Annotated in this window: 10 protein-coding genes; 7 read left to right on the top strand and 3 right to left on the bottom strand. The window is 72.5% G+C overall.

Features of this window, described 5'->3' with window-relative positions; genetic code table 11:
• Positions 1-11: 11 nt before the first annotated feature.
• Both FB382_RS15080 and FB382_RS15075 read right to left on the bottom strand, forming a co-directional pair.
• Positions 12-1,442, bottom strand: coding sequence for an ATP-binding protein (locus tag FB382_RS15080; protein ID WP_182540432.1), 1,431 nt, complete (start codon positions 1,440-1,442; stop codon positions 12-14).
• Positions 1,439-2,149: a response regulator transcription factor gene (locus FB382_RS15075; RefSeq protein ID WP_281379863.1), complete on the bottom strand. Its 711-nt coding sequence runs from the start codon at positions 2,147-2,149 to the stop codon at positions 1,439-1,441. Before FB382_RS15075 ends, FB382_RS15080 begins: the two co-directional genes overlap by 4 nt.
• Positions 2,150-2,278: 129 nt before the next feature.
• Here FB382_RS15075 and FB382_RS15070 point away from each other — a divergent pair, with 129 nt between their 5' ends.
• The 7 genes from FB382_RS15070 to FB382_RS15040 all read left to right on the top strand — a co-directional run bounded on the left by FB382_RS15070 (position 2,279) and on the right by FB382_RS15040 (position 11,912).
• Entirely contained in the window at positions 2,279-2,590 is a 312-nt protein-coding gene (locus tag FB382_RS15070; RefSeq protein ID WP_182540430.1) for a hypothetical protein, read from the top strand.
• A gap of 255 nt (positions 2,591-2,845) precedes the next feature.
• Entirely contained in the window at positions 2,846-4,318 is a 1,473-nt protein-coding gene (locus FB382_RS15065) for a hypothetical protein (RefSeq protein ID WP_182540428.1), read from the top strand.
• Between the two features lie 34 nt (positions 4,319-4,352).
• On the top strand, positions 4,353-5,843 hold the full coding sequence (locus FB382_RS15060; RefSeq protein ID WP_182540426.1) for a hypothetical protein: 1,491 nt from the start codon (positions 4,353-4,355) through the stop codon (positions 5,841-5,843).
• 60 nt (positions 5,844-5,903) lie between these two features.
• Positions 5,904-9,794 (top strand): ATP-dependent RNA helicase HrpA, encoded by a 3,891-nt coding sequence (gene hrpA / locus FB382_RS15055; RefSeq protein WP_182540424.1) that lies wholly within the window; start codon positions 5,904-5,906, stop codon positions 9,792-9,794.
• Positions 9,795-9,803: 9 nt separating this feature from the next.
• Positions 9,804-10,400, top strand: a complete 597-nt coding sequence (locus tag FB382_RS15050; protein ID WP_343055622.1) for a hypothetical protein — start codon at positions 9,804-9,806, stop codon at positions 10,398-10,400.
• A 188-nt stretch (positions 10,401-10,588) separates the two neighbouring features.
• On the top strand, positions 10,589-11,011 hold the full coding sequence (locus tag FB382_RS15045) for a type II toxin-antitoxin system PemK/MazF family toxin (RefSeq protein ID WP_182540422.1): 423 nt from the start codon (positions 10,589-10,591) through the stop codon (positions 11,009-11,011).
• Positions 11,012-11,027: 16 nt separating this feature from the next.
• A complete protein-coding gene (locus FB382_RS15040) occupies positions 11,028-11,912 on the top strand; it encodes an aldo/keto reductase (RefSeq protein ID WP_182540420.1) in 885 nt (294 codons plus the stop codon).
• Here FB382_RS15040 and FB382_RS15035 read toward each other — a convergent pair.
• Positions 11,895-12,680 carry a hypothetical protein gene (locus FB382_RS15035; RefSeq protein ID WP_182540418.1) on the bottom strand — a complete coding sequence of 262 codons (786 nt, stop codon included), beginning with the start codon at positions 12,678-12,680 and terminating at the stop codon, positions 11,895-11,897. The genes FB382_RS15040 and FB382_RS15035 overlap by 18 nt on opposite strands.
• Between the last annotated feature and the right edge of the window lie 91 nt (positions 12,681-12,771).

The raw sequence follows: 12,771 nt of genomic DNA, 5'->3' as shown, positions 1-12,771 counted from the left end.
GGGTGCGGCTGTCAGTCGCCTGTGAGGGGCAGCTCGACGCTCACGGTCGTGTCCCCGGGGCGCGAGTCGAGCGCGACGGTGCCGCCGTGCGCGGTCACGATCGCCTGCACCAGCGCCAGCCCGAGGCCGGCTCCACCGGCCGCGGGGCCGCGGGTCCGGGCCCGGTCCCCGCGGGCGAACCGCTCGAACGCGTGCGCCGCGAGCTCCGGCTCGAAGCCCGGCCCGTCGTCGTGCACGGCGAAGCCGCGCATCCCGTCGCGCTGGATCGCGCGGACGGTGACGGTGGTGCCGGCGGGGGTGTACTTGCGGGCGTTGGTGAGCAGGTTGGTCACGACCTGGTGGAGCTGCTGCCCGTCGCCGGGCACCTCGACCGCGTCGTCGCCGAGCTCGAGCCGCCACCGGTGGTCGGGGGCGATGACCCGGGCGTCGGAGACGGCCTCGAGCAGGAGCCGGGTCAGGTCGACGGGCTTGCGCTCCGGGGGCCGGCCGGCGTCGAGCCGGGCCAGCAGCAGGAGGTCCTCGACCAGCGAGGTCATCCGTCCCGACTCCTCCTCGACCTTGCCGAGGGCGGTGCGAACGGTGGTCTCGTCGGGCCGGCGGCGGGCGAGCTCGGTGTAGCCGGCGATGGTCGCCAGCGGGGTGCGCAGCTCGTGGGAGGCGTCGGCGACGAACTGCCGCACCTGCTGCTCGCTGCGGTGCCGGGCCTCGAGCGAGGACTCGACGTGGGCGAGCAGGGTGTTGAGGGCGGCGCCGACCTGGCCGACCTCGGTGCGTTCGTCGGTCAGGTGCGCCGGCACCCGCTCGGTCAGGTCGATCTCGCCGCTGGCCAGCGGGAGGGCGGCGACCGCGTGCGCGGTGGAGGCGACCTCGTGGAGTGGTCGCAGCTGGCGACGTACGACCAGGAGGCCGGCGGCGGCCGCGGCCCCGGTGCCCAGCAGGGTGAGCAGGAGCTCCCAGCCGATCAGGGAGTTCACCGTCTCCTGCACGCTGGTCATCGGCAGGCCGGTGACCAGGAGGTCGCCGTCGGACGTGCCGACCACCTTCACGCGGTAGGCGCCGAACGCGGGCAGGCTCACGCTGTGCACGCCGCCGTCCTGGGGGACGCGGGCGAGCACGTCGAGGGCCGCGGTGGAGAGCGCCTTGCAGCCGCGCTGCTCCTCGCTGAGCACGCAGCCCCGCGGCGTGGCGTTGCCGAGGTTGGCGATGAGGGTGCCGGGCCCCTGGTAGCGCGGGTCCAGCGGCGGCCGGGGGCCGGAGTCCTGGTCGTTGTCGTGGTCGTTCGCGCGCCCGACCGACGACTGGACGTCCCGGTCCAGGCGCTCGAGCAGGGTGGAGCGCATCGCCAGCGTGGTCGCGGTCGCGATCAGCACGGAGACGACCGCCACCAGCGCCACCGCGGTGACGACCAGCCGGGCCGTGAGCGAGGCGAGGCGGTCCCTCACGAGGCCGGCTTCAGGACGTAGCCGGCGCCGCGCATCGTGTGGATCATCGGGTCGCGCCCGGCGTCGACCTTCTTGCGCAGGTAGGAGATGTAGAGCTCGACGACGTTGGCCTGGCCGCCGAAGTCGTAGTTCCAGACGCGGTCGAGGATCTGCGCCTTGGACAGCACCCGGCGCGGGTTGCGCATCAGGAAGCGCAGCAGCTCGAACTCCGTGGCCGTCAGCGAGATCTCCTCGCCGCCGCGGAAGACCTCGTGGCTGTCCTCGTCCAGGCTCAGGTCGCCGACGGTCAGGACCGAGCTGGACGTGGCCTGCTGGGCGCCGGCCCGCCGCATCAGCCCTCGGAGCCGGGCCACGACCTCCTCGAGCGAGAAGGGCTTGGTCACGTAGTCGTCGCCGCCCGCGGTCAGGCCGGCGATCCGGTCCTCGACGGCGTCGCGGGCGGTCAGGAAGAGCACGGGTACGTCGGGGTCCGCGCTGCGCATCCGGCGCAGCACCTCGAGACCGTCGAAGTCGGGCAGCATCATGTCGAGCACGACCGCGTCCGGCTTGAACTCCTTCGCCGTCGACACCGCCTTGCTGCCGGTGTGGGCGGTCGCGACGTCGAGGCCCTCGTAGCGCAGCGCCATCGAGATCAGCTCGGCGATGTTGACCTCGTCGTCCACCACCAGCACGCGCAGGGGGGATCCGTCGGCCCGGGTCAGCTCCATGCCCTGCACTCTGCCGGAATTCGCTGTGCGTTTCCTGTGGGCGCTCTGTGCCGACCTCACGACTCCTGCACCGCTGCTGCATCGTTCCGGCACAGGATCCGCACAGCCCGCCGACCCACGCTGGGCCGCATGAGCACCGAGACCGAGACCCCAACCCCGTCCTACCGCGCGGCCGCCGCGCCCCGCCTCCGGGACCGCGTCCTCGGCCTGCGCGCCGTGGCCGCCGTGTCGCTCGCCAGCCTGATCCTCGGCGGCGCGGGCGGCGCGGTGCTCGGCGCGGTGAGCAACGGCGGGGAGTCCAGCGGCCCCGGTGGCGTCCGAGGCCAGTTCCAGCAGGGCCAGCCCGGACAGGTGCCCGGCCAGCTCCCGCCGGGCACCGCCCCGCAGCAGGGCGTGCAGCCCGACACCAGCGGCGAGACCACGAGCGGCACCAACACCTGAGCGACCAAACCGCGTCATGACCGGAGCGGCCTCCCGTCCCACTGCCGAGTGCGGGCGCGACGGGGGCCCGCACTCCACATGTCTCGCGGAAGTTTTACCCGCGGCGTGTGCCCCACGACGCGACATGGCGCGTCCTCAGGCACACGCCGCGTGGGTTCCGGGCAGAATGTGGCCCGCGTGGCGTCCCTCCGCCGGCCGCGGGTGCGACGGGGGCCCGTACCTCACTGTCCCGTCACGCCCCTCAGGAACCTCTCGATGCGCACGCACGCCCGGACCACGGTCCGGCTCCTCGTCCTGCTCCTCGCCGTCGCCGGCCTCACCGTCCCCGCGGCCTCCGCCCTCGCCGACGACCTCGCCCCGCCGGTGGTCACCTGGCTCGAGGTGACCTCGTTCAACCCAGACCACACGCCGTACGTCGTCACGGTCGACGACTCGGCCAACGACCCGACGACCGACACCTCGACACTGGTCGCGGCCTGGACTGGTCACACCCAGGTCCTGGCCGACCAGGGCGAGACCACCATCGCCTTCGACCCGGCCGACGAGGGCACCCTGGACATCGTCGTGGAGCGCTGCTCGGCCGACGGCACCGCCTGTGTCGACACGGGCTTGCGCCGCACGGTGACACTCCACCGCCATCTGGACCTCACCGTCCTCACCCAGCCGCAGGTCGGACCGGGGACCCAGCGTGCCTGGTGGTACGTGTCGCCCGCGGACCTGACCGGGGAGGTGAGCTGGACCCTCGTGGACCGCACGGTGGATCCAGCGGTGGTCCTCTCGTCGGGTGTGAGCCCTGTGGACGGCGACGGTTTCGACTTCGACGTTCCGGACTCCGCCCCCGACGGTCTGCAGGCGACGCTCGAGGTCCACGCGGTCAGCGACACGTCGGCCTACGGCCACCTCGAGGGCGAGGACACCACCGAGCCCGTGCTCGACACCGTGGGACCGGCGTTGTCCTTCCACGCGACCGGCTCGGTCGTGTACTGGCCCAAGGACCGCTACCTCGACTCCGTCGGCGTGAACCTGCGTTCCCGGGAGGCCTACGAGACCTGGATCGACGTGGTCGGACCTGATGGAGCGGTCTATCCCCTGGACCACTACAAGGGATATCTCTTGGCCATGCGCCCGCGCTTCGCGGCCGAGGACGGCGCGGGCGGGCACCTGCCCAACGGCACGTACACCCTGCGCGCCACGGTCAAGGACGCCCAAGGCCTGTTCAACACGGCCACGATCCCGGTGCGGGTCTCCGACAAGAAGCTGACCTGGGTGTCGTGGACGCACACGTACAAGGCAGTCGACACCGTCAGCAAGAAGTACGTCGGCGCCTGCTCGACGCTCGCGGAGCACGGCGGCTCTCTCGGGTACTACTCCCAGACCAAGTGCGAGCGCCCGAAGGACAGCACGGTCCTGACGACCAACGGTGTCTGGGTGCCGTCCTCGCCGGGCGGCGACTACGACGACGTCCAGGTGACGCTCACCGGTGGTGGCGCGCATCCCGGGTCCGCCTACATCGTGATGCTCTACGAGGACTACTACGGGAACTGGGGCTATCGGCGCCAGTTCAGCGGGAAGTACGGCGATCACCCGGGGGCCCTGGTGCATGGGCACACCCTGATCCGCGACCGTCAGGAGAAGCCCTATGTCTTCTGGGAGACCGGACTCACCGAGGGCAGCCGCTACGACGTCGACCGCTTCACGGTCGCCCTGAAGTACCGCGCCCTGCGTTGACCGCAGGCCTCCCACGCCACCAGAAGGAACACCGATGTCGTCGTCCGCCCGCCTCCTTGCGTGCCTCGTCACCCTCCTCGCCGTCGTCCTCGGGTTTGCTCAGCCGGCGGCCCTCGCCGACGACCCCACGCAGCCGGCGGCCCCGGTCGTGACCTGGCCCGAGATGACCGCCTTCAACCCCGGCCACACGCCGTACGTCGTGACGGTCGACGACTCGGCCAACGACCCGGCGACCGACTCCACCGTGCTCGTTGCGGAGATCTACGCACAGAAACAGCCGCTGGCCGATCAGGGCGAGACGACCATTGCGTTCCCTGCCCACAGCACCGGCCACGTCACGGTCAACATCCGACGGTGCCAGCCCGATCTCGTCACCTGCTCAGAGCCACTCGCTACGCGAACGGTCCTCCTCGTCCGCTGGCTGAAGGTCAACCTGTTCACGCCGGTGGACGCGGCTCCCGGCACGCACACGGCGTGGATGGACGTCTTCCCGGTGCACGCCGACACGGCCGACTGGCAGCTGGTCGACCCGAGCACCGACCCGGAGACGGTCGTCGACGAGGGCAGCACCCCGCTGGCCGACGGCCGTTCGTTCGAGTACACGATCCCGGCCACCCTCGCGGACCAGACGCACCTGCACCTGCGGGTCACGGCGTCCAACAACGCGCCCGAATTCGGCCACGTCGCCGGCAGCGACGACGTCAGTGGCATCGTCGTCCACTCGGCTCCGCCGGAGGTCACCCTGAAGGCCTTCGCATCCGGGGTCTACTGGGCCCGGGACGGATACCTCGACGAAGTCCCGCTGGTGGTGCGGTCGTGGACCGGCCGCTACCTCACCCTCGATCTGGTCGCTGCGGACGGGACCGTCACGACCGTCAAGGACCATGCGCCGATCTGGCACCGGTGGAACACCGTCTACCGCGGCATCGACGGGAAGGGCGGTCACCTCCCCAACGGGCGGTACCGGCTCCGGGTGTCGGTGGAGGACAGCTGGGGCAACGTCGGCGTCGCCTCCACACCCTTCACCGTCTCCGACCGCCGGACGGCGTGGCGCACCTGGAGCCACACCTACACCGCGCAGGGCGCGCTGCTCCGCGAGCTCGTCGGACGCTGCAGCACGATCTCGCACCATCCCTCGTACGGCTGGACGGGCGGCCTCGGTCTCTACTCCCGGACGAAGTGCACCAAGGCAGCCCAGAGCTACGCGATCGCCGAGAACGGCATCTCGCTACCGAAGGCCCTCGGCTACGACGGCCTTCGCGTGACGGCGTTCGGTGGCGGGCCACGCGGTTCGTCGGGCACGTATGCCGTACTCGGCTACTACCGCGAGCGCGACGACGAGTTCGTCCAGCGGGTGCAGTTCAACGGCGTCCTGGGTGACCACGCCGGGCAGGCCAGCGGCCCGGCGAACGTCTGGAATGCCGACACCAACCCCACGTTCTACTGGTCGCTCGGCCTGACCCAGGGAAGTCGCTGGGAGGTGCGGAGCTACAAGGTGACCGCTCGGCTCCGCGTGTTCCGCTGAGGCCGGCGCTGGCTAACCCGTTCGCCCGCGCGAGGGCCGCGCGGGCACAATGACGCCATCATGTCCGGACCGGTCGACCAGCAGAGCGCGCCCACGGGCGACCCGACGAGTGAACTGGTCATCGTCTACCCCGACGATCTGCCGGTCTCCCAGCGTCGCGACGACATCGCGAAGGCCATCCGGGACCACCAGGTCGTGATCGTGGCGGGGGAGACCGGGTCCGGCAAGACGACCCAGCTCCCGAAGATCTGCCTCGAGCTGGGGCGGGGCGTGGCCACGAAGGGCCGCGACGGGCGACGTACGGGCGGGCTGATCGGGCACACCCAGCCGCGCCGGATCGCGGCCAGGTCGGTGGCCGAGCGGATCGCGTCGGAGCTGGGGACCGAGCTGGGCGACCTGGTCGGCTACCAGGTCCGCTTCACCGACCGGACCTCGCGCAGCAGCCGGGTCAAGCTGATGACCGACGGCATCCTGCTGGCCGAGCTCCAGCGCGACCGCAAGCTGCTGAAGTACGACACGATCATCATCGACGAGGCCCACGAGCGGTCGCTCAACATCGACTTCCTGCTGGGCTACCTGCGCCGGCTGCTGCCCCAGCGTCCCGACCTCAAGCTGATCATCACCTCGGCGACCATCGACCCCGAGCGCTTCGCCCGGCACTTCTCGGTCTCGGCAGGCTCGACCAGCGGGGAACCGCAGCCGGCGCCGATCATCGAGGTGACCGGCCGGACCTACCCCGTCGAGGTCCGCTACCGGCCGCTCATGGAGCTGCCCGAGGAGGACGAGGAGGGCGAGGCCGTCACCCGCGACCAGACCGAGGCGATCTGCGACGCGGTCAAGGAGCTCGCGGCCGAGGGGCCCGGTGACATCCTGGTGTTCCTGCCCGGTGAGCGGGAGATCCGCGACACCGCCGACGCGCTCTCCGACCTCAACCTGCGCAACCCGCTCGAGGTCGTCCCGCTCTTCTCCCGGCTCAGCGCGGCCGAGCAGCACAAGGTCTTCGCCCCCCACACCGGGCGCCGGGTCGTGCTGGCCACCAACGTCGCGGAGACGTCGCTGACGGTGCCGGGGATCCGGTACGTCGTGGACACCGGCGTCGCGCGCATCTCGCGCTACTCCGTGCGGACCAAGGTCCAGCGGCTGCCGATCGAGCCGATCAGCCAGGCCTCGGCCAACCAGCGCTCGGGCCGGTGCGGCCGCGTCGAGGCCGGCATCGCGATCCGGCTCTACTCCGAGGAGGACTTCGAGGCCCGCCCGGAGTTCACCGACCCGGAGATCCTGCGCACCAACCTCGCCTCGGTCATCCTCCAGATGACCTCGCTCGGGCTCGGCGACATCGCGCGGTTCCCGTTCGTCGAGCCGCCCGACAAGCGCAACGTGACCGCCGGCGTGCAGCTGCTCGAGGAGCTCGGCGCGGTCTCGACCGGCGGCCCCGCGGACCGGCAGCGCCTGACCCGGCTCGGCCAGCGCCTCGCCCGGCTGCCGATCGACCCGCGGCTGGGTCGGATGGTGCTGGAGGCCGAGCGGCTCGGCTGCGTCCGCGAGGTCATCGTGATCGCCGCTGCCCTGTCGCTGCAGGACCCGCGCGAGCGGCCGGCGGAGTTCCAGGCCCAGGCCGACCAGCAGCACGCGCGCTTCAAGGCCGAGGACAGCGACTTCCTCACGTGGCTCAACCTGTGGCGCTACATCAAGGAGCAGCAGCGCGAGCTGTCCAGCAGCGCCTTCCGCCGGATGTGCAAGCGCGAGTACCTCAACTACCTGCGGGTCCGGGAGTGGCAGGACTTCGAGTCCCAGCTGCGCCAGGTCTGCAAGGAGATGAAGGTCGAGGTCGGCCAGACCGCCGACGTACCCGACGGCGACGGCATCCACCAGGCCCTCCTGTCCGGGCTGCTGTCCCACATCGGGCTCCTCGAGGAGCGGGAGAAGGAGAAGGCCGGCTCGGGACGACGCCCGATGCGGGAGTACCTCGGCGCCCGCGGCGCGAAGTTCGCGATCTTCCCCGGCAGCGGCCTGGCCCGGAAGAACCCCCAGTTCCTGATGGCCGGCGAGCTGGTCGAGACCAGCCGCCTGTGGGCCCGCCAGAACGCCGCGATCAAGCCCGAGTGGGCCGAGCGCCTCGGCAGCCACCTCGTCAAGCGCACCCACTCCGAGCCGCACTGGTCGAAGAAGCGGGCGGCGGTGATGGCCTACGAGCGGGTCACGCTGTACGGCGTACCGCTGGTCGCCGACCGGCTGATCAACTACGGCAACGTCGACAAGGCGCTCGCCCGCGAGCTGTTCATCCGGCACGCCCTCGTCTACGGCGAGTGGAACACGCGGCACCAGTTCTACGCGAAGAACCTCCAGCTGCTCGAGCAGGCAGAGGAGCTCGAGCACCGGGCCCGCCGGCGCGACATCGTGGTCGACGAGCACACCCTCTTCGACTTCTACGACGCCCGCGTCGGCCCCGACGTGGTCGGCGGCGCGCACTTCGACCAGTGGTGGAAGCGCGAACGCCAGAAGAACCCCGAGCTGCTCACCTTCGACCCGTCGATGCTGACCCACGAGACGGCCGAGGAGATCCGGCGCTCGGACTACCCCGAGGAGTGGGTGAGCGGTGCGGGCGAGGGGCTGACCTTCCCGATCAGCTACCACTTCGAGCCCGGTGCGGCCGAGGACGGCCTGACCATCGACGTCCCGGTGGCGACCCTCAACCGGGTCGCGGCCGACGACTTCTCCTGGAACGTGCCCGGCCTGCGCGAGGAGCTCGTCACCGCGCTGATCCGCAGCCTCCCGAAGAACCTCCGGGTCAACTTCGTGCCCGCCCCCAACCGGGCCCGCGACTTCCTCGCCGCCGTCCCGGCGGGGGAGGAGCCGCTGCTCGACGCCCTCGAGCGGCACTTCCGCTCCACCACCGGCGTCGTCGTGCCGCGCGAGGCCTGGGACTGGGCGAAGGTCCCCGAGCACCTGCGCCCGACCTACCGGGTCGTGGACGAGGACGGCAAGGAGCAGGCCCGCGGCAAGGACCTCGAGGCCCTCAAGGAGCCGCTCCGCCCGAAGTTCGCTCAAGCGATGGCCGAGGTCGCCGCCGACAGCGGCATCACCCGCACCGGCGAGACCGCCTGGGTCTTCGGCACCGTGGAGGGCTCCTTCACGCAGAAGCGCGCCGGCCACGAGGTCCGCGGCTTCCCGGGGCTCGTCGACGAGGGCGCCACGGTGGGCCTGAAGGTCTTCGGGTCCGCGTCCGAGCAGGAGGCGCAGCACCGGCTCGGCGTGCGGCGTCTGCTCCTGCTGACCACGCCCTCACCGGTCCGGAAGGTCCTCGACGGCCTCGACAACGCCCAGAAGCTGGGCCTCGCCGGGTCGCCCTACGCCTCGGTCGCCGAGCTGCTCGACGACTGCCGGGCCGCGGTCGTCCAGGCCACGATCGACGCCCGCCCGGCGGTGCGCGACGAGGCGGCCTTCGAGGCGCTCCGGGTCGCCGCCGCGGCCGACCAGGAGGCCCACCTGCGGGCGGTCATGCAGGACCTGATCGAGGTGCTCGCGGCGTGGCGGCACACCGAGAAGTCGCTGTCCGGCCGGGCCGACATGGCCCAGCTGCCCGCGCTGACCGACATGCGCGCCCAGCTCGGCAGGCTGGTGCACCGCGGCTTCGTCGGCGAGGCCGGCACCGCCCAGCTGCGCCGCTACCGCGTCTACCTCGCGGCGATCGACGTACGCCGGGAGAAGCTGGACGGCGGCGGCAACGCCGTCAACCGCGACCGCCAGCTGATGGACCAGATCGCCGACCTCCAGGACGCCTGGCTGCACCAGCTCGACGCGCTCCCAGATGGGCGTCCGCCCGGCGCCCACCTGCGGCAGGTGCGCTGGATGCTGGAGGAGTACCGCGTCTCGCTGTGGGCCCAGCACCTCGGCACGCCGTACCCCGTCTCCGACCAGCGGCTGCGCAAGGCGCTGGCAGCCGGGTCGTAACCTGACGTGGTGACCGACCGACCCCACCACCGCCCGATGACGCCGGGCGCCGGCTTCTTCGACGACATCGTCGGGGGCGACGACCCGGCTCTGGTCTCCGAGGCTGCCGACCGCGCCGCGGCGCTGCTGGTCCGGGGGGCGCGGGAGGCCGGGGACGCGGAGGTCGCCGAGCGGCTGCTGCACCTCGCCGACACCGAGGGCATCGAGGCGATCGCGGAGGTCTGGTCGGGTTCGCCCGCCGACTCCCTGGCCGGGTGCCTGTGGCGGCTCTACCTGCTGCGCTCCTGGGTGTACGCCGACCCGGTCGGTGTGGCCCGCGAGTTCGAGGCGGGCCGGGTCCGGGCCCAGGTGGCCCGGGTGGTCGCGGGGGTTGCCGACCCGCCGGGTCCCGACGAGCTCCGGGCGATGGCCGACGACGTGCTCCGCGGGATCGCGCGCAGCGACTTCGCCGACGTGCTGCTCCGCGCCTCCGCCTTCGCCCGCGTCGTGGCGACCGGCCGGGCCAGCCTGCCCGGCTCCTCGGCCGCCGAGGTCCAGCGGATGCTGGTGCTCGCCGAGCAGCTCGAGGCCGCCGGGCACGCCGAGATGCGGCACCGGCTCCTGTAGGGACGATCGGTCGTCTGAACCAGGCGACCGACGTCACGGCGTTTGATGTGACCCTGCCTTGGTCGGTCGTTAGACTCTCCCCCAGAGTGCGCCGGGCCGCGGCAGCCCCGGGTCCCAAAATAAGCCGCTACGAGCGGCCACGCGCCGTGAGGCGCTCCCGGTCCGGCGCACTCCTAGTCTTGGGCCTCGTGCGATCACTTCTCCGCCGGCTCACCCGTCGCCGCCGCGACGCCGTCGCCTACGCGCCCCGGGCCGACGGCCGCCCCGACCCGGGCGAGGTCGTGTGGGCCTGGGTGCCCTACGAGGAGGACGCGAGCCGCGGCAAGGACCGGCCGGTGCTGCTGGTCGGGCGCCGCGGACGGCAGTGGCTGGGCCTGATGCTGACCAGCAAGGACCACGACCGCGACGCCGCGGACGAGGCCAGGTGGGGCCGGGAGTGGATGGACGTCGGCACCGGCGCGTGGGACCGCGAGCGCCGCCCCAGCGAGGTCCGCCTCGACCGCCTCATCGTGCTCGACCACGCCGGCATCCGGCGCGAGGGCGCGGCCCTGGACAGGGCGGTCTTCGAGCGCGTCGTCGTCGAGGCGCGCCGCCTGCACGCGTTGCCCTGACCGCTACGGTCGTCGGGTGATCACTCGACGCCTCGGCAACCGCACCGTCAGCGCGATCGGGCTCGGCGGGATGCCGCTGTCCCGGCCCGGCCGGGACGGCAGCCTCCCCGACCGCGAGCGCGCGATCGCCACGGTGCACGCCGCGCTCGACCTCGGGGTGACCCTCATCGACACCGCCGACTGCTACGGGCCCGACGACCACCCGACCGACGAGGGCCTGGGCCACAACGAGGAGGTCATCGCGGAGGCGCTCCGCGGCCGCTCCGAGGAGGTCGTGGTCGCGACGAAGGGCGGCATCCGCCCCGACGGCGCCGACTGGCCGATCGACGGCCGCCCGGCCTGGCTGCGTCAGGCCGTGGAGGGCTCGTTGCGCCGCCTGGGCGTCGACGCGATCGACCTCTACCAGCACCACCGCCCCGACCCGGCCGTTCCCTACGCCGAGACGATGGGCGCGATGAAGGAGCTGTACGACGCCGGGCTGGTCCGCGCGGTCGGCATCTCCAACGCCGACCCCGGCCAGATCGCCGAGGCGCACGCCGTGCTGGGCGACGCGCTGGTCAGCGTGCAGAACGAGTTCAGCCCGGCCTTCCGCACCAGCCTGCCCGAGCTCGAGCTGTGCGCCCGGCTCGGGCTGGCGTTCCTGCCGTGGAGCCCGCTGGGCGGCATGCAGGACGCGGCCGGCCTCGGGTCGACCCACGCGGCCTTCCAGGAGGTCGCCCGCGCCCACGGCGTCAGCCCGCAGCAGGTCTGCATCGCCTGGATCCTGGCCCAGGGCGACCACGTGGTGCCGATCCCGGGTGCCAGCCGGCCGGCCTCGATCCAGGACTCGGCGGGCGCCGTGCACCTCCGGCTGACGCCCGAGGAGCTGGCCCGCCTCGACGCGTCAGGCGAAGGTGCGTGAGATCCGGCGGACCGCGGCGCGGGCCGGGTCCCAGTCGGCGGGGTAGGTCGTGGAGTCCGCCGCGATCTCGATGATCGAGAGGAACCGCCCCTTCCACACCATGCCGAAGCCGCTGGCCAGGCCGCGGCCGGACTTGGGGCCGAACGCCGACCGGTAGGCCTCGCCGAGGCCACGGTGGGTGGCGACCCGGACGATCGGGCCGATCTTGGTGGTCGGGAAGTCCAGGCGCTGCTCGCAGTCGTTGCGCCACGCCGTCAGCACGCCGTGGGCGCGGGCGGCGGAGACCTTGTCGGCGAAGCGGGCCACGACCTGGGTGGCGCGCAGGGTGCCACCGCCGTCGTAGTCGCGGCGCACGGCGCTGACCGCGCCGATCGTCTCCAGCGACGTCTTCTGGCAGGCGCCGACGGCGCGCTCGTCCTCGCCGCCGTTGCGGACGATCCGCCACGAGTCCTTGCTGACCACGGGCATGGCGCGGACGGTCAGCAGGTGCGCCCCGAGGGTCGTGGGGCGCGGGTCGCCGGGGCTGAACAGCGAGGCGACCTTGCCGCCGTCCTGGTGCCGGGGCCTGCTCACGCCGCCCTTGCCGCCGCCGGTGCCCTGAGCCGGTGGCTCGCTGGGCTGGGGCGTGGCCGGCTGGGCGCGGTGGTGGCGCTGGGCGCCGATCGCATGATCGGCCGAGGTCGTGGGGTCGTCGGAGCCGCAGCCGCCCAGCAGGAGGACGAGGGCGGTCAGCGCGACGGGGACTGCGTGGGGAAGGACGCGTGGCACAGCGTTCATGGTAAAGATCACGGTCGTCGTTCACGGCTCGACGCGCGCAAGGAGTGCCCGCCCAGTCGATAGGGTGGGCACGGCCCCGGGC

The organism is Nocardioides ginsengisegetis (assembly GCF_014138045.1).
GTDB classification, from domain to species: Bacteria; Actinomycetota; Actinomycetes; order Propionibacteriales; family Nocardioidaceae; genus Nocardioides; species Nocardioides ginsengisegetis.
This window is presented reverse-complemented; position numbering and strand designations above follow the sequence as displayed.